Source organism: Paenarthrobacter sp. RAF54_2 (genome assembly GCF_052113945.1).
In the GTDB taxonomy this organism is placed as follows: Bacteria; Actinomycetota; Actinomycetes; order Actinomycetales; family Micrococcaceae; genus Arthrobacter.
In genome coordinates this window covers 102,467-122,996 of the sequence record NZ_JBFRDV010000010.1, presented here as the reverse complement: position 1 = coordinate 122,996, position 20,530 = coordinate 102,467, and the positions used below count along the sequence as shown (strand labels likewise).

Below are 20,530 nucleotides of genomic sequence, written 5' to 3'. Positions count from 1 at the left end.
ACACTTGCGACTGAGATTGGACCCACCCCATGACTACGAGTCACCGAAGAGTCTTCTATGCAACTGAAGCACGCTTGCACCGAGGCATGGACGGCCGTATCTACTCAGATGCTTCCCAAGACTGGTACGAGAACCATCTGCTGTGGCTCAACAGCTTTGACGAAGTCATGATTGTAGCCCGGGTCGAAGACCTCCCACGGAACAGCGGCCGCCTTGTAGAGGGTGACCGTGTTAGGGTCCTAGCCGTTCCTTCCTATCAGGGAGCGCGAGGCATGGCGGCCCGATTCATGCAAATACGCAAACTTGTACGCCAGTTTTCCAAGGACGCCACTGCTGTGTACGGCGGTCGGTTCCCCGGTGTAATCGGGGGAATCACCGTTAGTGCCGGTCACCGGCTGGGAGCCCGGACGTTCGCTCACGTGGTGGGCGACCCCTATGACGTTCTCAAGTCCGGTGTGGCGGGAAGGCTGGGAATTAATTTGGCATGGCTGGCGAAACTTCTTATGGCGCGACAGGTTTCCAGCGTCGATGGGGCAATCTACGTCTCTGAGAGGACACTACAGCGACGATATCCTGTGCGTGCAGGCGCCGCCTCGCTCGTCCGAAGCGGACTAGCCATCACCGACGGCACCCTTGCTGCGCAACCGAAAATTGCTCGGCACGACCGGGAGGGCAACATAGTCGTCGCCGTGGGTACGCACAACCAGATGTACAAGGGGCACGATCTCCTGCTTCGGGCAGCAGCCCAACTCAGAAGTAAGGGGCAGGACATTACCCTGGAACTGGTTGGCGGCGGTGTCAAACATCCTGTCCTCGTTGAGCTAGCCAAAGACTTGGGCATCGATAACCATGTCACATTCCATGGACACGTTGAAACGCCCGAGGACGTACGCGACATCCTGGACCGTGCTGACCTTTTCGCCATGCCATCCCGCACGGAAGGTGTCCCACGAGCCCTCATTGAGGCGATGGCCCGCGGTCTTCCCTGCATTGGTTCCAACATCGGGGGAATCCCTGAATTGCTTCCCCCAGATTGCCTCTTTGCCTCAGGATCCATTGAAGAACTCACGGGCCTGCTGCACTCAGCACTTAACAACCATGATTGGATGACACAGCAGGCGGCAACAAACCTGGAACATGCTCGCCAAATCACCGCTACGCTTGACCCGCAGAGGGTTTCAGACTTTTTCAACCAACTGGGCGGGGCGCCTAAAGCAATGGAAAGAACATGACGTTGCCGGAAAAGAGTGGCCCTACTGTTGCCCACATCCTTGGATCCGTGGATCGCGGTGGCGTCGAGATGCGGATGCTTGAAGTAGCCCGCGCCCTGCCTGCGAACGGCCCGAAACTTACAATGGTCACTCTCACGGGACGGGAAGGATCCCTGGCAGCCGATTATCGAGCGGCGGGGGCCGAGATTGTCCCCATACGCCTCTCCAGTCCCTGGTTTGCTTTGAAGTTCGTCGCGTTTCTCCGGGCCAACCGCATCAAAGTCGTCCACTCGCACGTTCATCTTGCTTCTGGATTCATCCTCGCGTTGGCAACTCTTGGTGGCGCCCGCGTCCGCATCGCAAATTTCAGCAGCGACGGACGGCCCCGTGCTGAACAGTCGCTGCCAGCACGGGCTAAGTACGCGGTTATGCGCTGGTTGCTTAACCTGTTCGCAACCGACATCATCGGTATCTCTCCCTCAACCCTAACTGTGGCATGGAAGGAAAATTGGAGGGATGACCCACGCTGTCGCGTCTTGATGACAGGTTTCGATCTGGACAAGTTTTCCAGCACCGGCACCGCCCACATTCGCGACGAGCTGGGGATCGCATCCGCGGATCCCTTGGTTCTCCACATAGGTCGTGCTGACATCCCAACGAAGAACAGAGACGGTGCCATCCGGTTCTTCGGCGAGTACGCCATAGCCAACCCGAAGGGCGCTTTGGTTTTTGTGGGTCGCGATGGAGCTGACGCATCCCAGTCGGCAATAAACAGGTCTCGGTGGCTGTCGCTAACGGAGCAATTAGGTGTTACACACCGGGTCCATTTTGCAGGCGAACGCATCGATGTCCCTGATCTGCTGGCCTCTGCAGATCTCCTGTTGTTCACTTCCACATTGGAGGGATTACCGGGTGTGCTGGTGGAAGCACGCGCGGCTGGTACACCCGTTATTGCGTCTGATGTTGCAGGCGCCGTCCATCTGGCCAAGCATGTCGAGGGGATACAGCTCCTGTCATTGGAATATGCCACATCCGTTTGGGCCGATGCCATCGGCGATGCACTAGAGGACAGGCCAACACCTGAAACCCGGGAACTGGCACTCAGAAAGTTGCGCGGTTCGGAGCTGGATATCGATGTGGCCGTGAGCCACTTTCGCGGGCTGTGGCGCACGTGAAGCTTCAGATGAAGACTCCGGGCGCAGTTCTGCCGAACGAGGTCCAATCCCGCGCGAAACTTCACGGAGCCATTCTTGCTCACCTCGGAAGCGCCGGTCTGATCTGCCTGCTAGTGCTTGGACCCGTCTTCGAGCAGGCCCCGATCCAAAGGGCGGCGATCATCTCGCTCCTGCTGGCGTGCGTTCTGGGCTACCTAGTCGCCAAATCACTCTCCGACGGCGTTTGGTCCTTTCCGTTCCTGTACTTCTTGATCCTTTGCCTCTTCCATCTGGGGCTGTTCGTTTCCCCGGCCCTTGACAACGGACGAATGGCGTCCTTCCTCGATGGAACGTGGACAGGTTGGTACAGCGACCCGGTGATGATCCGAGCCGCCTACCTCATTGATCTTGGCCTTTTGAGCTATGCGACGGCGATAGGCTTTGTCGCATGGCTTTCCAGTAACTCCGGTACGAAGATGAGGCCCTCTCAGCTGGAAGAACAGTCATCTGATCGATCCATGCGGGACGCGATTGTTGACGTGGGTGGACTAACACTGTCAGTGGCGGTCGCAAGTTGGTTGTTCGTTTGCTTTACGCAGCTCGGCCCGGTGTTCTTTCTGAACAGTTATAGCGAATATTTGGAAGCAACTTCCGGAAATTCCGTGGGCATTATCTACTTCGGAATTACCATCGGATCTGCGCTGATAGCGCAAGACACGACTCGAATATTGTCGAGGACCGGTCTGATCTTCTTGTTCGCATTCTTGCTGTTTGCTTTACCAATGGGTTTGCGCAGTGAATCCCTCTTCCCGCTGATCGCGGCCCTTGCCGTCTTCATCCGGTGCAGGAAGACACCTTCGTTCGCGTCAATGGTAGTCTGCGTCCTTATCGGACTCGTCGCGATCTCCGCGGTACAGCAGGTCCGCAGCCAAGGGCTCGGGGACACCTCCCTTCACGAGGTATCCGCTTCGCCGATCAAGGCAATTGAAGAAATGGGCTACTCCGCGCGGGTAATTGTCACCACGATCGGCTGGCACGAAGCCGCTCACGAACCGTACATGGGTGGGGCCACCTACGTAGCTCCCTTGGAGCGTGGCCTCGCGGGAATACTCGGACTGCCCAGGGACGATGCGGAGACGGACTTTCGTCTCATGAACGCAGAAATTGCCCACCGTGTAGGGCCCATCGGCGGTTCAATCATCGCGGAAGGGCACCACAATTTCGGTATCGCCGGCATACTCTTAGCCTTGGCACTGGCAGGATTCTTGGCCTCACGCCTTTGCATCGTTCAGCCGCGCCCCCTGCCTCTTGCTTTCCTTGGCATTGCCGCTTCGCTCCTTCTGATGCACGTCAGGAACTCATTTGCCCCCATCTTCGCCTGGGGCACCGGCGGGGTGGCACTCATTTTCCTCGCGATTGGGCTGAGTTGGCTTAAAGGACGCAGGGTACATTGAGAGGTCTCGTTGCAGCGACTCGTTCCGGGTCAGGAAAAGAGGTATTCGGTACCACCGCATGGAGCGTGGCTGGGCTCTTCGGCGCCTTATTGTGCGGTGTTATCACGGCCAGAATGCTCGTGCCGGATGACCGCGGGGTCCTGGCGATCCTCATTACCACGGTCACGATCGTCTCGCTGGTAAGTGGGCTTGGTACTAACATTTCAGTGCGCATCCTTCTTCCCCGGGATCCGCGCGTCACGATGCGCGGTTATGCCAAAACGTCGCTGTGGTTGGGCGCCCTGCAATTGGTAGTCCTGGTCCTCGTTTCTTACTTCGTGCTTGGCGCCATTGACGTGCATTTGGGCTTCAAGGAAGTTATTTTCGGGGTGCTGCCTCTGGGATTGGCGGCATTCTTCGCCAATCAGACTGCGGACGCATTGAGCGCGACCGGCTACCCAAGCCGTGCATCAATGGCGAATAGCATTGGCTTTGGGGTTACGGCTGCTGCCCTCATCGCCTTCTGGCTGCTTGGGCATGGACTGCTATCTGCAGTCCTTGCCTACACAGCCGGTTTCACTGCACGGAGCGTCATCGCCGTCAGCATTATTGGCAAGGATGTCGTTCTCCAAGCGACCGAACCGAAATCAGGCGGGACGAAAGAGCTACTGCGCAAGGGCGTCGGCCTAATGGGAATGAATTTGGGCCAGTCCATAACGTATCGCCTTGATCAATATCTTCTTGCTGCTTTGGCCGACACTCGTGCTGTTGGCATGTATGCCGTTGCGACAACGCCCGCGAGCCTGATTCAGGTCGTATCCAATTCTGTCGGTCAAGTCGCTTTCCGTGATGCTGCACAGAATCAACTTGGCAGGAAGAAACTGCTGACCTTCGTCATGGGAGCTGCTGGTGTAACGGCGGCCTACACTGCGGTGATGTACGTGGCAGCGCCATGGCTCATTCCGCTGGTGTTTGGGGAAGAATATGCATCAGCGGTTGACATCGTTCGCGTACTTGCCCTAGCCGAGGTGGCCTTGTCGCCCTATCTAGTGTTGAGTCGTGCGGTGGCGGGCGCAGGGCATGTTAAGCTCTCCAGTTGGACCGGCGTTGTGGGCATGGTCAGCATGGGTCTGTTTCTGCTGGCGTTCATTCCGGGCAATGGGGGCCTCGGCGCCGCATGGGCGTGCGTCACTGGCTACGCCACCATGAGCCTTTTTCTCATATGCGGGGCGTTGGTCATTAGACGGCAGCGGCGCTCAGGTAACCCGCCCCGTCACCGGAAAGCCTCGATGGAGCGGCTACGAGTAGCAGGTCGTCCAGGAGGTTCAGACCCGAGCGCGCCCTCCATTGAGAATTCCCATCACGACAAACTTCCAGCAAACAATTGATAGGAATCCGCTCATGGACAAATCAAAGAAAGCAGTCATAGTCGGACAGGGCTATGTAGGCCTTCCCGTGGCCATGAGAGCAGTCGAAGTTGGTTATGACGTTATCGGGTTGGACATTGATGAACGGAGGATCGACGCACTTAGTCAAGGCGAATCGTTTGTCGGAGACATCACAAATGAGGAACTGCGGCGCAGTCTGGACTCCGGGCGGTACCTCCCCACCACTAATTACATCGACATCGCTGGTTTCGACTTCGCCATTATCACGGYGCCAACGCCTCTTAAGGAGAGCCTCCCGGATTTGAGCTACATCACTGATTCGGCAAAGGCACTGGCTCAATTCATTACACCCGGCTCCACTGTCATCCTCGAATCCACCACACATCCCGGAACCACCGAGGAACTGCTTGTGCCGATACTTGAAGCCGGATCGGGACTGATGGCGGACGTGGACTTCTACGTTGGCTACAGTCCGGAACGAATTGATCCTGGCAATAAGGTGTGGGGCTTCGTCGAGACGCCAAAGGTTGTTTCAGGACTCGGACCTGAATCGCTCATCCGCGTAAAGGATTTCTACGACACCTTAGTCGACCGGACTGTTCCCGTCGGAACACCCAAGGAAGCCGAAATGACAAAGCTGCTGGAGAACACCTTCCGGCACGTGAACATCGCCCTGGTTAACGAGCTTTCGATCTATGCGCATGCCCTGGGCATCGACCTGTGGGAATCCATCGACGCTGCCTCAACGAAGCCCTTCGGCTATATGAAGTTTGTACCTGGCCCTGGCGTCGGCGGACACTGCCTGCCCGTGGATCCGAGCTATCTATCCTGGCACGTCCGCCGTCAGCTTGGCCATGCGTTCCGCTTCGTTGAACTTGCCAACGACATTAACGACCACATGCCAGATTATGTCGTCCGCCGCCTGCTCATGAGTCTGAACAACGTGGGCAAGCCCCTGAAGGGTTCACGCATCCTGATGGTTGGGCTGGCGTACAAGAAGAACACCGGGGATGTCCGGGAGGCGCCCTCGTTGCGAATCAGGGAACTTCTTGAAGAGTTTGGTGCAATTGTCTTAGGGGTCGATGATCTTGTTGAAGACCACCACTGGCCCACGGAAATGCTACGAGGAACATTGGATGCTGCGACCGTCAGCAATTCCGATGCGGTCCTTTTGATCACCGATCATGACTACTTTGACTTAAACATTCTGGAGAGTTCCGGAGTGCCGGTGCTTGACACGAAAAATGCACTGAAGGGTGCTTCGGTGGAGCATTTGTGAGCCTGAGCTAGATCGATGACAGACGCTGGGCTTTTCCGAAGCACCAGCACGAAAAGGAGCACTTGGAATATGAAGATTTTGATCACTGGTGGTGCCGGTTTCATCGGATCGAACCTGGTTCGATACATCAACGAAAACGATCCGCAGGCTGAGCTCGTAGTCATTGACAACTTCAGCACCGGACATGCCGAAAACCTTTCCGGACGACTTGTGAATGTCATCGAGGGGTCCATTCTTGATGAGGCTATCCTCGACGTTGCTATGGAAGGTGTCGACTCTGTCGTCCACCTCGGAGCACTGGGTAGCGTGCCTAGATCAGTGGCCCGCCCATTGCAGAGCCACCATGCCAACGCAACCGGTACCTTGAACGTCCTGGAGGCAGCCAGGCAGCACGGCGTCAAGCATTTTCTCATGTCCTCGTCGAGCTCCGTGTACGGCAGCAATCCAGTCCTGCCTAAGTCCGAGACTGACTGGACTCGTCCGGTAAGCCCTTACGCGGCTAGCAAGCTTGCTGCCGAGTCTTACACCATCGCCTATGGGCGCACATACAGTATGCAGACGCTGGCGTTTCGATTCTTTAACGTCTACGGGCCAGGTCAACGTGCCGGCCATGCCTACGCTGCAGTTATCCCAAAGTTCCTCGACGCCGCGCTCCGTGGTGAGCCGCTGGAGGTGCACGGCGATGGAATGCAATCCCGTGACTTCACATATGTAGACACGGTCTGCGAAGTTCTTCTTGCGGCCTGCCAGCAGCAATTGAGCTCAGAAAGTCCCGTCAATCTGGCTTTCGGATCCAATGCAACTTTGCTTGAGGTGATTGCCGGCCTCGAAGGCGCTATGAACCAGAAGCTGACTATTTCCCACCACGATCCGCGGGCGGGAGACGTCCGGGCATCGCGAAGCGATGGCCGCTTGATGAAGGAACTGTTCCCAGACGTCACACCTGTTGATCTGCAAACCGGAATTGAGCGAACCTTGACGTGGTTCAAGCAGGGCGAGCGAACCGGTGTGACCTCTTCCTAAAGGCTGGCTTAACGCCTTGAAGCCGTCAGGACGTCACCAAGAGTTTCGGGAGAGAAGTTTAGCTGCCTCCTAGCCAAACCAATGTCCGCACAGCTGAAGCTGGCCCGCGGTTCATCCACCTCATAGTGGATTTTTCCGAGTTCGCTGAGAAGGTGGACGAGCTTCCTGTTACTCGTGGCTTCGCCACTTCCGATGTTCAGAGTCAGATGGCCCCGCAACGGCACGTTGGTGGACCGCAAGATTGCCTCAGCCACGTCGGGTGCGTGAATGTAGTCGCGAACGAAGGTGTCGAGGCCCTGCAACCGTGAGGGCCTTGAAGGCGTTGAAGACAACAAACGGTGGACGAGCGAGTCTGAAAATTTGTCGCCGTAGATGTTGAAAATCCGCAAGGCGACACTTGAAAGTACCGCCGAATCCGTTGCCTCCCGAAGGATTTCCTCGGCCTCGTGTTTCATCCGAGCATACGTACTGCTTAAATCCACCTGATGCGCCTCGCTCACAGGTTCCGTATTGCGGTCACCATAGACGGCGGCCGTAGAGGAAAAAACGATGCGAGATGTGCCCGCAGTCATTGCGGCATCGCAGAGCACCTGCATCGCCGTGACATTGACAGCCTCTGACAGTTTCAGGTTGGCGTCGCATGCCGCCCCGCTGACACCAGCAAGATGAACAATGACGTCAGGCTCCGCAAACAGGATCGCCTGCTTCAAGTCGGAGGGATCAGAGATGTCTGCCCTGACATCCGCTTCCGTCTGTGGGATGGCACGGGGGCTGATCAGGTAGATGGCGGAAAGATCTGCGCGGCGCTGAAGCTGTTGGCGCACGACCATTCCCAGACGCCCGTTTGCGCCTGTTACAAGAATCTTCACGTTCCCCCTTATTTGAGCGGAAGGTAATGCGGAAAATACCGAAAACGCCAGCCAGCCCGCTGCCAACCACTCGTGTCGCCGTCAGACTCTATCACCGACGCAACAGGTCAGGGGGACTCGAACATGTCCTTTACGGCATCAAATCCAAGTAGTCCTTACCTCAATGACTGCAAAAGTCGAGTACCCACTACTCGTGCTGCGCTGTGGCCACTGTCTTAGGTTGAAGACACGAAGCCCAAGTCGATCCGGAGGGGGCCCTGGTGGACAGTCGAAACAGACTCCAGTCAGTATTGTTTGGCGGCAGTACGGATTCGGTCTGGGTCGCAGAAGGTGTCCTTACGACCCGGCAGGGGGAAGAATTTCTGCTGGAGTCAGTCGTCGACGGCCGGATGGTGAGCATACGGATCAGCAGCTTCATTGGACCGTTCATGACGTCGCTGCGCGAGCTGTTGGAACGAACCGCAGCCGAAGACACTTGCACCGACAGAGGTCCCTTGCTCACGGAGTACTAATCGCGGCTTTCAAAGCGGCTGAGATGAAGTCCCTGACTTTCGGCTCCTGAGCGGTGACCCAGACCTGGGAAAGGTGGTTGCTGTCGGTGAAAACTGGGATTCCACCATCGGCGATGAGGCACGTATCAGTCGGACAGAGGTGGTCGTCGAAACTTAAGACGTGATTGATTGTCCATTCCTCTTGGACGGCCCGTTCCGCGTCTCGTAGAGTGGCAATGTCCTCAAAAGCCTTGGAACGCGTCGGAGAGCAACCCTGCTCGGTTCCGCCAGGACGTGTCACGCACACACCTGCGTCACCTCCGGGCCTCGGAGTGTCCTCGATAACTGCCGCCACGGCTCCGGAAGCGCGCGCCGCTTCAATAATGGACGCGAAGCCTGCCCGCCACAATCTGGACTGAGTGTCCACAGATTTGACACTGCCCGCGTTGTCCGGGATTTGTCCGACATAGCTGTTTGAATTCGCCGTAAGAACGACTTCCGGTCGAAGCTCGTATATGAGCGCTTCAGTCTCGCGATGGAAGGAATCGCAATCGGAGTTAACGGCGCCGTGTGCCAGGACCGTCAGATCGGCAGCCGGGCAGGCATCGAGGGCGCGAATTACGAGGCGGAAACCGTTCTCAGCACCGACCCTCGCCAGCGTAGGAACCCACTGTGCAGCGTGGGAATCGCCAATCACCATGACAGTTTTCGCGGCATCAGTCGAACCTGAAACACAGTACGCGATGCCGGAATCTGCGTGACGGCGCTCCGGGCATGCCTGAGGCGCACCCTGTTCACGTACGGCAAGCCATGTCCGATTCTCTACTGTTGTTGACGCCAATGAACCGCTTGCGTAAATTCCCGCTGAGGCCAGAACGCAGACAACAAGCCCCACCGACATGGCGGTGTACGTGGCGCGGTTGCTGGCCCGAAGGGCCTTCGACACGCGGATCGGCGACTCAACCCAAAGGAAAGTAACGTGCGCCAAGCCCAATGCTAGTGCCGACGCCGCAAGACCAAGCCACACTGAGTGGACGTCAAAGCTCACAGTAACCAGAACTACGGCAGGCCAATGCCAGAGATACCAGGAATAAGACCGCTCGCCGGTCCAAACCATCAACTTAGTGCCAAACAAACTTGACATCCGGTTAGGCGTCGAGCCGCCCAGAATCACAAGCAGCGCACCGGCAGCGGGAAGCGCCGCCACTACGCCCGGAAAGGGTTGGTTGGCTCCAATAAATAAGCAACTAACCACAATGGCTGCCGCGCCGGTGGAAGCAACAACTGCCGCCGTTGTCCTCGACAAGTTCACGGCTCCTATAACGACTGCGAGAATCCCGCCTGCTGCAAACTCCCAAGCCCTTGTCGGGATTGTATAGAAGGCCCAGAACGGATGCTCTGGGGTTAAAGCAGCTGAGGCAGCAAACGAAACAGCGAGACAAGATGCCAAACTCAAAAGTGCAACCAGACGCATGCTCCAGCGCAATTGTCTCGCGGCCCACGAAATGAGCAGGAAGAGCAAGGGCAAAGCCAAATAGAACTGTTCTTCGACTCCCAAGGACCACGTATGGAGGAAAGGGCTCTCTTGTACTTCATGACCGAAGTAGTCGGCAGCTTGGAATGCGAAGAGCACATTGGATACGGAAAGGACAGCTGCGCCGGCCTGACTTGCGAGTTCTTTGAGCTCCAGGGGTGAAAATATGAACGGACTGACCGCCAAGACCGTCAGCGCTACAAAGGCCAACGCGGGGAAGAGCCGCCTGGCGCGTCTGGCCCAAAACTCCGGAAGATTGATTCTGCCTGTAGCTTCATTTTCGCGTAGTAGTTGACCAGTGATGAGGAACCCGGAGATTACAAAGAAAACGTCTACGCCGACAAATCCTCCAGGTATCCAACTCACCCCGGCATGGACTAGGACTACTGAGACAATGGCGATCGTCCTTAAACCAGCTATGTCACTGCGAAAAGTTGAACGATGTACGGAGTTAAGGGCGGAAGGCATGTTTGACTATAACTTCTGCCTTATTCCAGAGCGATTTTGCGTGCTTCCATTACTCGAACATAACGCAATCCCGYCGAGGCTAGGATTGGCTTTACAGCTCGAACCCGGAGTCAGATATCGCGTTCAACCTGGCAAAACGCAGGATGGAGAGGATGGCAGGCGCGAGTTCATCCTCCATTTGTTTATAAACGTCAGATCCGCGACGGTATGGGTCCACGACGTCGTTGTCACTGGCATCTTCCGGTATTGCCAAGTGACGAACTGCAGCAGCACGGGCTGGGACTTGATGCCAATCTGCAATCGTTCCCGAGGGCGCTACTGATGCATCGTCCAGAAGAACATTGAGCATCCTTGCGAATTCCCTGATCGTGAAGGTTCGTTTCAGCAGCGATGAATCGAGTTGCAGAACCTCTGGTCGGTGTCGAGAACTCATGGTGAGTATGAGGTCGCTATGGCGGAGCATTGCTGGGGTAAGCTGCCGTGCCTTGAAGTTGGCAGCATTCCCGCCGAACGTTCGAATAATATCGGCAGACAGTGGCTGGATGGGCTCGCCAACCATGGCACGCGTCCCAGCGCTTCTCACCTCGAACTTCGCGTCTGAAACCTGATCCAGCCCGGCCTGCAACAACCGCTCGGCCACCGGCGAACGACAAATGTTCCCTGTGCACACGGTAAGGATACGGAATGGATGTAGGGATTCCACGTCGGTATCATCTCTCCTTTTGCCCAGTGCTACAGGAAACGCTGGGGAAAGCCATCTCCGTCTGTATTGACGTAATCCCGCCGAGTTCGTGCCCAGAGCGGACTCGGTGGAGGTGCCTTATGAAGCTGAAGGAATCTCCGGAAATCTGTGCCCAGACCTACGCACTAGTTTCCCTTTTCGAGTGCGTGTGCGGTGACATACGTGCCTAGCTGATCCTTGGAGAGCGCGCCGGCGATCTCGGAGATGGCAGTGGTGTCTGCGACGACAATCGATTGGCCGTCCACGGAGGTGCCGGTGCCGAGCGTGGGCAGGGTAAACATCACAGTGTCATTCACCTTAATGTCCTTCAGGCCCAATGCGAGGCTGCCGATAGCAGCGGCGTCGAAGCTCTTATCGACGCTAACGAAGGGTGAAACGGCGCTCACCATGCTGCTGACGGTCACAGGGTTCGTCAGGGTTTCGCGTGCAATCGTCTTGCTGATGATGGCCTTCATATACGCCTGCTGGTTTCGCACGCGCTGATAATCGCCATCGCTGAATGACTTACGTTCGCGGACAAAGGCGAGTGCTTCATCGCCGTTCAGCGTATGCTTGCCTGCTGCGTAGTAGTGGCCGTTCATCGGACCAGATGCAGGTGCGAACGGGATCTTTACGTCTATTTCCACGCCGCCCAAGGCATCGGTGAGGCCCTTGAAACCTTCGAAGTCCACCATTGCCACGTGATCGATCCGCTGCTGGAAGAGGGACTCCACAGTCTGGACCATCAGGGGGACACCGCCAAGAGCGAGCGCCGCGTTAATCTTGGACTCGCCCTTCCCTGGGATGTTCACCCACAGGTCACGCATGAGGGAAACGGCGTACACGTTTTTCCGGTCGGCCGGAATGTGGACGAGCATCAGTGTGTCAGCGCGCTGATCCGTGGCTACAGCAGTGTCCACGTCCAATTCGTCGGACCCGCGGGTATCACTGCCCATCACGAGGATATTCATGGGCGCGGGGGCGCCATTGGCAGGCGCGGTCTTTTGGGGCCGGGTGGCCTCGTCAGGGAAGGCTGACTCGATCTTCGTAGTCCCCGAGTTGAAGGTCTGTGCCAAGTTGTAAAGGTAGCCGCCTCCAATCAGGCCCGCGATTAGGACGACGGCCGCAAAGCCAATTAACACATTTCGCGCAGTCTTTTTTGGGCTCTTTTGACGTCGAGGGCGGGACTTAGTCTCGGCATTTTCAGTATCAGTCGGGAGCGTCATGTGTTCCTTGGTGTCGGCGTCAGCAGTGATGATTCTATCAAGCGCCAACGAGTAGTTGCCGTTGTCGACACTCATGAGCTGGCCACGGCGATTTCAATATATGCAGGTCGAAGGCACTGTGGTTCCGTGGGTGACTGCTAATTGAAGGTGGATTGTGCCAGGTATGCTGCACCGCCCGGCTGGGAGTGTTGTCCATCTTCCCTGAAGTGCTCATTTCCGGTCGCAAGCGTTCACGAAGTGATAGCTGCAAATCAATTTGTCCGGCACGGGACTCTTCCGGGCATTCCAGCGACACGATTCGGCCATTGGGGCCACTCTTTCCTTGAACTAAAAATCGGCATGTAGGGATCGCATGGTTGAGGTCCCTTCACCATCGACTCACTGAGGACCAGGATGCTCGACTCATCACCCCTGCTTACGATCGTCCTAGAGACTCCGGGTCTACTTGACCGCGAGTCTGCGATGTACAGACGACTCATCGCCGCGAGGCTGAGGTACGAAACCCAGTTCTCCATCCTCGAGGTTGGCGAAGTGTTAACAGCGGATAGCATCACCAGGCTCAGCGAGACCATCGAGACCAAATACGTGGTGTTTATGAAGACCTCGCATCAGCTATCGGCGTCGTACATGACCACGATGCTCGAGTACTTACGGGCACGAACCGTCTATCTTGCTGAACCAGTAATGTACACAGGCGGCATTCCAAACAATGTAGCCGCCACCACGATCGACGACGCGTATCGCTACGCCCGGGATACTGACGTATTCGGCGTTGTTTTCAACACTCGTCGGCTAAGGGATGCGTTGGAAGCAATTAGCGACGTCGACCGCTCGGCCCTGTATCTCAGTTACCGTCTGTACTGGTCCATCGGAACGGTAAAGCCTCTCGCTACAGGCTTCTCAGTCGCATCTGACACCAAAACCGCCATTGGCCAGCAAATAGCGCACGACGTCACGCGGCTGGTCCCAACGATCCCAGCGGCCTCGAAGGAAGTCCGTCTTCACCTCGTGCGGTATGTTGCGTTGTTTCTTCGCGGCATGCGGGCTGGGAAGGTGACACAGGTCGCCTTGGCCAATCTCCGGGACGTGGTCCAGTCCTACCGTCTCGTCGAGCTGCTCCGATTCGTTGAACCGTTGCAGCCGGTGGAGGCGTCCTGGATTCGCTGGCTGTCTGACCCGGAATTCGATAGCCACCTCTACAAGCAGCTGAGCGACAGTGATTCATATTTGTCTTTTAGTGAAGGCCAGCCGTCGGAAGGGTCTCAGCCGCCCCTCTACGAATTGCACTTCGGCGGCGACACAGTGGTCATCGAGAAGTCGTACCGGCCGCGACATCTACGGCCTGGCTATTCACGGGCTGCCAGCTACGACTTCTACAGCCGACCCATCACTCTCGGCTCAACCATGATCTTCTTTGATAGGCCCCTGCAGGCAGACGACAATGCCGAGCACCTGTATGAATATTTCAGGGCGAACCATGGGGAGTTCACGGAGGCGTACTTTGCGTTGAATCCGAAATCGCCGGACTGGGAACGGCTGCAAACAAAGGGCTTCAAACTGATCCCGATCTTCACCACCGAGTTCTACGAAAAGTTCCTCATCTCGGACCTCGTGGTTTCGTCCCAGATTTACAACATCAGATATCGAGGGAAGTCCTTCGCGAACTCCCGCTTTGTGTATCTGCAACACGGCATCCAGTTGAACGACATGACCGACTGGATCCTCTCCAAATACTTCGACGTGTTCGTGGCCACCGGCCAACTCGAAGCCGACTATCTGGGCAAGCTTGCACCTGTCGAAACCCTGAATTCAGGGCTGCCCCGCTTCGAGGCCCTGACCCGAACGGCCCATGAGCCTCAGCACCTGCTCTTCATGCCAACGTGGCGATTCAATCTGCACCAAGTGTCCACCGAACAGTTCGCCCAGTCGGAGTACTTCCGTGCAATCGACGCCGTCCTCTCGGATCCAAAGCTACTGGCGTTCCTCGAAGAAACTGGCCGGACTCTCCACGTGAAACTCCACCCAAACGTGGAAAAGAGAGCCAGCCAATTCGGGTTCTCCAAGAACGTTGTTAGGACTGATTTGAGCTATCGAGAAGCCATCGCATCGGCTGAGATGGTCTTCACGGACTACAGCTCGGCCGTGCTCGATGCTGCCTTTATTGGCACGCCAATTGCCTATTACCACTGGGACGCAGCGGACTTCTTCCATGAGCAACCCTACGAAGGCCGAGTGGACTACCGCGATGATGGCTTGGGCCCGGTCTTTGAGGTGCATAGTGAGCTGATCGATCACATCGTCCAAGAGCACTATCTCCTGCCTCATGAACTATTCAGTGCCCGCCGCGAACGCTTCTTCCAGGGAGTGGACCCCCAAAGAATCAATGCCAAAATCGTTGAGAGGATGCTGAGTCTCTAATGAGAAAGATCCGAGGCATAAAGCGCACCATCACAGGCATCGCGGTCGATGCTGCCTACTCTCATGCCGGCACCGGCTTCGCCCGCAAACTGATGGCCTCCCCAGCCAACGCACCAGCACGGCGATTTATCAAGGCAAAAGGTTTGGAAGGCAGCATTCGCCGGTTGGCGTCCGAAAATCTGCCGCAAGGAACCTACTTTGCAAAACTGACTATTGCAAAGTGGCAAGTGCATAGGGGTAAGGGATTCAGGCTGCTCCAGGACGGCCAAGTGGTCTATGGGAACAAGATAGAACCACCAGCTCGCGGCTTCCCGCTTGAATATCGCAACATCATTGTCACGTCGAAGGATCCCAAGCGGTTTACCTTGGACATCGACGCGCCTTATGAGCTGAAGATTGGCCGCGGTGCTTTCACTACTCCGCAGCAGCTGAAATACGATCACCAGTACGGCGTGGAGCAGCACGGGGACACCTACTATTCGCTCCGGGGCAACACCATCAATCCCAAGAAGCTCTTCATAACTTTCCCGGGATTCGGGCCATCAACTTCACGGATCTCGTACGCCGTCAGTTATCTCAAGGCGATTACCGATGCCGACCTGAAGGACACCCTTATGGTCTGTTTTCAGGACCGCTACCTTGCCGCAGGCTCGTACATGATGGTGGACAACGCTGGCCGGCCTTTGTACGACCGGGTTTGGCAGGCTATCGAGGAACTGCGGACCCGCTTCGGTATCGACCCAGCACAGATGCTGTTCTTCGGAGCTTCCAAAGGCGGCAGCATAGCCATCCACTATGCGAATGACTTCCCGTCCGCCCAGCTCCTGCTAGCCGTGCCGCAAATGAATTTGCCGTATTACTTCAACAAGCCGTTCTTTCGCGACAACCTGTTCCGGAACCGTGCACTCCATGATGTACAGCAGCCGGAGGACAGCCTGCGCCAATACTTCGCCGAGGGACGAAGAATCGACTATTTTTACACCAACTCCGATGAACTCAGCAACCACTCACTCATCGAGCTTGTTCAAGACGTTCCGAACCTCACCAAATACCGCATTGATGGTGTCCACTCTGACGTGGCACGGGCAGCGTTGCCTGCCATGTTAGGCATTATCCGTGGGTTCCTCGGCAGCCCGCAGCAACGGGACATTGGTGCCGAGGAAGTACGTTCCTTCCCCCAAGAGAACGGCATTCAAGTGCAGGTTCGGGTTGATTCTGCCGCCGCTAAAATTGCCCGCGCCAACTGGTTCATTGAAGGTTGGATAGGCCAGACAAGATTTCTGCAGTCGATGTCTGAACATTCCTATGACTTCCTGAAGTTCACTTCGGAAAAGCAACAGCTCTTTCCGGCCTACGATCCGGTCCAGCATCTTTCAGCGGTTGTCGCTATCGAAGCCAACGGAACTCAGTGGACTGGCACTCTGCCCGGTTCTTTGATGCAGGATTCGAAACATAAACTGCAGCACTCAATGAGTGCATCTGCTCTGAGCCTGCATGCGAAGGATCCACAGACCTATGTGGTCCTTGACGGTGACCATTTCGCCCGCTTTCGGTATCGCAGCTACAGCGCAGATATCAAGGGCGACACGATGGAGATCCACTTCGTGAGCGATGCCGAATTCGAGGTGTCCGGCGAGACCTTTGACCGTGGGGAGCGTAAGGCTTCGCATGTTGCCGTCGTGGAGCCTCTGGACGGCTGGGCTATGGCGGACCTGCTTGCCTTGAGATTCGTCATTGCCGCGAGAGCCGAACAGCTGTTGATCGTGGTTCATGATGCCGGCTCGCCTGATGAGGCCGCGGATACCTTTGGGGCAGTGGACTGGAAGGCCTCCACGGTTGTTGCCATAGTGGATGAGGCATCGACCCCGCATGAGGTGCAGGTAAATGTTGGATAGCGCCTCTATGGCTGGTTCAGGAAGGATGGGGCAAACGCAAACTATTCGCTCCTACGCGGATGTCTCCACCATTACGGACAACGTCGTTCACTTGAATCAGACACCCGAATCGGAGTTTCTCCGCTCCTCGGTGGAGTTTGCGGGGACGGGAAACGTGCTGTTCGTGGAGGACGGCGTCAAGTTGCGTAATTCAAGGCTTCGGTTCCTAGGCGACGGCGCAGTCATTCACCTACGCCGCTCAGAACGATACTTGCGGCCGATTGCCACTGTTTTTGAAGAATCAGTGTTCTATTTAGGCCCGGATGCATCATTCACGGCGGAGGCTCATTTTCTGCCAACGGAACGCAAAAACGTCATCATTGGCAGCGATGCCATGTTTGCATCCCGCGTTGTCCTCCGCACGGCCGATCCACATCTCGTCTTTTCCGCGCTGACCCACCAGCGAATCAATCCCAGTGCTTCCATATGGGTTGGGGACCACGTGTGGCTTGGCGAGGACACCTTGCTGCTCAAAGGGGCACGAATCGGTTCCGGCAGTATCCTGGCGGCCCGCGCCTTGGTCACCAAAAGCATCCCGTCCAACTCCACGGCAGCCGGTGTCCCGGCCCGCGTCGTCGGCAAAGGCATCTTCTGGACGCGTCCTTCCGTGCATGCTTACACGCTCGCACAGACTGAGCGAAGCTCCACCCATCCTCGGGACGATTTCATATACACGAGTGATCAGAATGTGCTGGACATCGGAGAACTGGAGGGTCAGTTGGACTTGGCATCCTCTGGGCACGAGCGGGCCGATTGGTGCCACAAGCTGGACCAAATGACGTGGAAGAACAGGTTCTTCATCTGACAGGTTAGGCCCGGGGCTAGCCTGTGTCGCCCCGGGAAGCCTGCTCCGTGTAGACGCGTTGCGAATAGAAGTCGTCGTTTTCCTTGCCCCATTGATTGGTGACATTGACCGTGTAGTACCGACCGGCAGCCAGGGTTGTTTTGCCCACGTTCACGAGGACCATTTCCAGTTCCGGGTTCATGCCGCTCTGGACTCCGTAGGCTGTATTTGTGCTTGTGGGCTTCACGGTTTTCAGGAGGCGCTGCCCCCCTTCCGTAGTCCACTTCACTTGGGCGTTGCCACCTGAAAGATTGAACCCTGTTATCCGCACCAGACCGGTGGATGCGTCAAAAGTTGCATCCGTAATAATCGGCGTTGCAATTCCGGACTCCACCTGGGCCTTGAGGGGAACGCCCGTACCAACGCAGGTGTAATACGAATCCCACATGAAGGAAATGATCTTCTGCGCGTTGGAAAGCTGTTGCAGCTGCCGGTCTATCCTCGATTTGGAGCTCTGTCCGCGGAGACTGTCACCGCATGGGTTGGAGGCTGTGGCCGGAGCCATGCCCTCCAAATTTGCCCACAGGACGGCGCCCGTTCCGGAAATGCCTGCAGCGGCTGCCAGGAAATAGTCCCTAATAGGTGCCACGTACTTGCTGCTCCACGAGCCCTTACCCACGATGCTTTGCGCATAGCGGTCCACTGCCGAGTTCGCCTCGTTCGACTGAAACGCTCCACCCTTGCCGGTTCCCATGCCGTCTTGAATGGCGATGTTCAGAAGCAGTCCGCTGGCCGTCTGGGCAATTCTTCGGATCCCGTTTCGGGCCTCCGTAAGGCTGATACTGAAAGCGCTCACCCGCGCGTCAAGGTAGGGACTTACGATGGCGCTGCGAGTGGGGAAGATTCGATGGATGGCCTGGTTCTGCATCCTGTACAGATCCAGAATGGGATCGAAAGTGTGGCCATCGGTGACGGGCATTTCTGTGCTGTGATAGAAGCCAGCCAGGCCCTTCACGTTGTTTGCCGCAGCCTGATACTGAAGGAAGCGCTCCGTAAATAGCGCCAAAGTCCCCTGATAGGAAACATCCGGGAGGTACGGCGTATCCGTTCTCTTCACCGGCAGAGGCAGGCCGGCATAGAACTTCATGCCAAGTTTCGTGGCCGCGAGGGCCAGGGAAGTTGCTGGATCCATGCCGCCCGCCGTGCCACCGCCTGCAACTACGACGTCGTACTTGCCGTTCGCGGACGTGCAGCCGCTGCCTTGGGCAGGGAGGACCAACACAACGAATGCCTTGCCTTGGCTGGTGATCCTGCGGTCCTTGGGGCACTTCAGGGCTTGGCTGCTCCATACGCTTCCGTCGGAGTAGGTGAAATAGCGGTCGACTTCCAGGGTTCCTGCAGCAGCCTTGGCGCAGCTCGCTCCATCGATGACACACTCCTTGGGAAGAGTTGCCAAGGAAGCTGGCGCGAGGGACGTTCCAAAAGTGATGACGGTGTCGGCGCCCGCTGCCTTAATTTCGCTGAGCTTCTGTAGGTTCCTCGAAGTACTCGGGGTGGCGAAAACGAAATAGCCGCCAATCGGGTAGCTTGCCGCTTTTGGCGCTTGGGCAGCGGGAGTTTGCCTTGGGGCCACAGGGGACTGTTGATCCCGAACCGGCCGCTCCGCCTCCGTGCTGGGGCTCGGCGCAACCAAAGCGGTTCCTCCGACTCCGACTATGAGCGCAAGTGCCGCGAGGAGGACTTTGATGCGTGGACGGCTTCCGCGAATGAGCGTCATGAGTTCCTTGAGGTCGGCATCAGCAGACGATCCTACGGAATCAAATGACTGTTATCCATACGCTAGACTAAACCGGGCTGCCCTCCTGCGGTTGGTGGCCTCGCCCACCCCCATTCAGGTGGACGCGCTGCAACGGACGCTAATAGCGTTCTGTACGACATATCAACGGGGGGAAAGTTGGGCACCGGAATCAGACGTGTTCAAGCCGCACTTGTGGTCATATTGATGGCTGTTCTTGGGTTTTTTGCGACCCAGCCGGCCATGGCCACCACGGTAACCAACCCTGGCACAGACACGGAACAGCCAGCTGATCCATCGCCTACTCCCGAGCCGACTTTCCCGGTCATCATCCCGCCCGTCATTCAGCCGTCCTCGCCTCCGGCCACTCTGGAACCTATCCCGACGGATCCTGCCCAACCGACCGAGGAGCCGGCTCCCGCACCCGTGGTGCCGCCCGTCGTCGAGCCCGTCGCTCCGCCCGCGGAAGTGCCTGCTGTGACTCCTCCTGCCACGTCGCCCGCTCCTGTTGTCCCAACTGAAGTCGCCATTGAGAACTTCTTTGTGGAGCCTGAAGTCCCAGCAGAGACCACAACGGCCACCGCCGAAGCAACGCCCACGCCGACTCCGACCAAAACCGCCGCCCCGCCAGTTGTCAGTGCAGACATCACAGGTCCCTTGAAGGTGGCACTCGCCCCCGTTGCGGAGAACAACCCCCTTGTCCAGGGCCTGACGGTCTTGGTGTTGCTGCTGCTGGGCCTTGCGTACTTCCGTGCCTTGCGCTCAAAGGGGATCCGCGGACCCCGCCTCAACGGCAAGTAGT

At 57.0% G+C, this 20,530-nt stretch carries 15 protein-coding genes; 10 read left to right on the top strand and 5 right to left on the bottom strand.

Translation table 11 applies throughout. The features are described from left to right. Nucleotides 1–29 precede the first annotated feature (29 nt). The 6 genes from AB4Y87_RS12275 (at nucleotide 30) to AB4Y87_RS12250 (ending at nucleotide 7,488) form a co-directional block, all read left to right on the top strand. Nucleotides 30–1,232: a glycosyltransferase gene (locus tag AB4Y87_RS12275; protein WP_442004615.1), complete on the top strand. Its 1,203-nt coding sequence runs from the start codon at nucleotides 30–32 to the stop codon at nucleotides 1,230–1,232. Then, nucleotides 1,229–2,386 (top strand): glycosyltransferase, encoded by a 1,158-nt coding sequence (locus AB4Y87_RS12270; RefSeq protein ID WP_442004614.1) that lies wholly within the window; start codon nucleotides 1,229–1,231, stop codon nucleotides 2,384–2,386. The genes AB4Y87_RS12275 and AB4Y87_RS12270 overlap by 4 nt, the downstream gene beginning before the upstream one ends. Continuing rightward, complete coding sequence (wzy, locus tag AB4Y87_RS12265; protein ID WP_442004613.1) at nucleotides 2,383–3,819, top strand: O-antigen polysaccharide polymerase Wzy; 1,437 nt, start codon at nucleotides 2,383–2,385, stop codon at nucleotides 3,817–3,819. The genes AB4Y87_RS12270 and wzy overlap by 4 nt, the downstream gene beginning before the upstream one ends. Before the next feature lie 65 nt (nucleotides 3,820–3,884). After that, on the top strand, nucleotides 3,885–5,186 hold the full coding sequence (locus AB4Y87_RS12260) for a lipopolysaccharide biosynthesis protein (protein ID WP_442004612.1): 1,302 nt from the start codon (nucleotides 3,885–3,887) through the stop codon (nucleotides 5,184–5,186). Nucleotides 5,187–5,199: 13 nt separating this feature from the next. Further along, entirely contained in the window at nucleotides 5,200–6,465 is a 1,266-nt protein-coding gene (locus tag AB4Y87_RS12255; protein ID WP_442004611.1) for a nucleotide sugar dehydrogenase, read from the top strand. Between the two features lie 69 nt (nucleotides 6,466–6,534). Beyond that, nucleotides 6,535–7,488 carry an NAD-dependent epimerase/dehydratase family protein gene (locus AB4Y87_RS12250; RefSeq protein ID WP_442004610.1) on the top strand — a complete coding sequence of 318 codons (954 nt, stop codon included), beginning with the start codon at nucleotides 6,535–6,537 and terminating at the stop codon, nucleotides 7,486–7,488. A gap of 8 nt (nucleotides 7,489–7,496) precedes the next feature. On the opposite strand, the gene AB4Y87_RS12245 is transcribed toward AB4Y87_RS12250, so the two are convergent. From AB4Y87_RS12245 to AB4Y87_RS12230, 4 genes are all read right to left on the bottom strand, one after another. Beyond that, nucleotides 7,497–8,357: an NAD-dependent epimerase/dehydratase family protein gene (locus AB4Y87_RS12245; RefSeq protein WP_442004609.1), complete on the bottom strand. Its 861-nt coding sequence runs from the start codon at nucleotides 8,355–8,357 to the stop codon at nucleotides 7,497–7,499. A gap of 498 nt (nucleotides 8,358–8,855) precedes the next feature. Continuing rightward, complete coding sequence (locus AB4Y87_RS12240; RefSeq protein ID WP_442004608.1) at nucleotides 8,856–10,850, bottom strand: acyltransferase family protein; 1,995 nt, start codon at nucleotides 10,848–10,850, stop codon at nucleotides 8,856–8,858. Nucleotides 10,851–10,941: 91 nt separating this feature from the next. After that, complete coding sequence (locus tag AB4Y87_RS12235) at nucleotides 10,942–11,553, bottom strand: arsenate reductase/protein-tyrosine-phosphatase family protein (protein WP_442004607.1); 612 nt, start codon at nucleotides 11,551–11,553, stop codon at nucleotides 10,942–10,944. Between the two features lie 164 nt (nucleotides 11,554–11,717). Then, the gene (locus tag AB4Y87_RS12230) at nucleotides 11,718–12,872 is read right to left on the bottom strand and encodes an LCP family protein (protein WP_442004606.1); all 1,155 of its coding nucleotides are present in this window, start codon (nucleotides 12,870–12,872) and stop codon (nucleotides 11,718–11,720) included. A gap of 318 nt (nucleotides 12,873–13,190) precedes the next feature. Here AB4Y87_RS12230 and AB4Y87_RS12225 point away from each other — a divergent pair, with 318 nt between their 5' ends. The 3 genes from AB4Y87_RS12225 to AB4Y87_RS12215 all read left to right on the top strand — a co-directional run bounded on the left by AB4Y87_RS12225 (nucleotide 13,191) and on the right by AB4Y87_RS12215 (nucleotide 17,954). Then, complete coding sequence (locus AB4Y87_RS12225; RefSeq protein WP_442004605.1) at nucleotides 13,191–15,215, top strand: CDP-glycerol glycerophosphotransferase family protein; 2,025 nt, start codon at nucleotides 13,191–13,193, stop codon at nucleotides 15,213–15,215. Nucleotides 15,216–15,307: 92 nt separating this feature from the next. Next, the gene (locus tag AB4Y87_RS12220; protein WP_442004604.1) at nucleotides 15,308–17,110 is read left to right on the top strand and encodes a hypothetical protein; all 1,803 of its coding nucleotides are present in this window, start codon (nucleotides 15,308–15,310) and stop codon (nucleotides 17,108–17,110) included. Nucleotides 17,111–17,135: 25 nt separating this feature from the next. Next, nucleotides 17,136–17,954 (top strand): acyltransferase, encoded by an 819-nt coding sequence (locus tag AB4Y87_RS12215; protein WP_442004603.1) that lies wholly within the window; start codon nucleotides 17,136–17,138, stop codon nucleotides 17,952–17,954. Nucleotides 17,955–17,970: 16 nt separating this feature from the next. Here the strand turns inward: AB4Y87_RS12215 and AB4Y87_RS12210 are convergent, their stop codons facing one another. Next, complete coding sequence (locus AB4Y87_RS12210) at nucleotides 17,971–19,710, bottom strand: DUF4434 domain-containing protein (protein WP_442004602.1); 1,740 nt, start codon at nucleotides 19,708–19,710, stop codon at nucleotides 17,971–17,973. A 261-nt stretch (nucleotides 19,711–19,971) separates the two neighbouring features. Here AB4Y87_RS12210 and AB4Y87_RS12205 point away from each other — a divergent pair, with 261 nt between their 5' ends. Next, the gene (locus tag AB4Y87_RS12205; RefSeq protein ID WP_442004601.1) at nucleotides 19,972–20,529 is read left to right on the top strand and encodes a hypothetical protein; all 558 of its coding nucleotides are present in this window, start codon (nucleotides 19,972–19,974) and stop codon (nucleotides 20,527–20,529) included. Nucleotide 20,530: the final 1 nt, after the last annotated feature.

Coding starts and splice junctions, on each gene's coding strand:
- AB4Y87_RS12205 (WP_442004601.1), top strand. CDS start 19,972: ATGGCCACCACGGTAACCAACCCTGGCACAGACACGGAACAGCCAGCT.
- AB4Y87_RS12270 (WP_442004614.1), top strand. CDS start 1,229: ATGACGTTGCCGGAAAAGAGTGGCCCTACTGTTGCCCACATCCTTGGA.
- AB4Y87_RS12275 (WP_442004615.1), top strand. CDS start 30: ATGACTACGAGTCACCGAAGAGTCTTCTATGCAACTGAAGCACGCTTG.
- AB4Y87_RS12210 (WP_442004602.1), bottom strand. CDS start 19,710: ATGACGCTCATTCGCGGAAGCCGTCCACGCATCAAAGTCCTCCTCGCG.
- AB4Y87_RS12240 (WP_442004608.1), bottom strand. CDS start 10,850: ATGCCTTCCGCCCTTAACTCCGTACATCGTTCAACTTTTCGCAGTGAC.
- AB4Y87_RS12230 (WP_442004606.1), bottom strand. CDS start 12,872: ATGAGTGTCGACAACGGCAACTACTCGTTGGCGCTTGATAGAATCATC.
- AB4Y87_RS12215 (WP_442004603.1), top strand. CDS start 17,136: ATGGGGCAAACGCAAACTATTCGCTCCTACGCGGATGTCTCCACCATT.
- AB4Y87_RS12225 (WP_442004605.1), top strand. CDS start 13,191: ATGCTCGACTCATCACCCCTGCTTACGATCGTCCTAGAGACTCCGGGT.
- AB4Y87_RS12250 (WP_442004610.1), top strand. CDS start 6,535: ATGAAGATTTTGATCACTGGTGGTGCCGGTTTCATCGGATCGAACCTG.
- AB4Y87_RS12220 (WP_442004604.1), top strand. CDS start 15,308: ATGGCCTCCCCAGCCAACGCACCAGCACGGCGATTTATCAAGGCAAAA.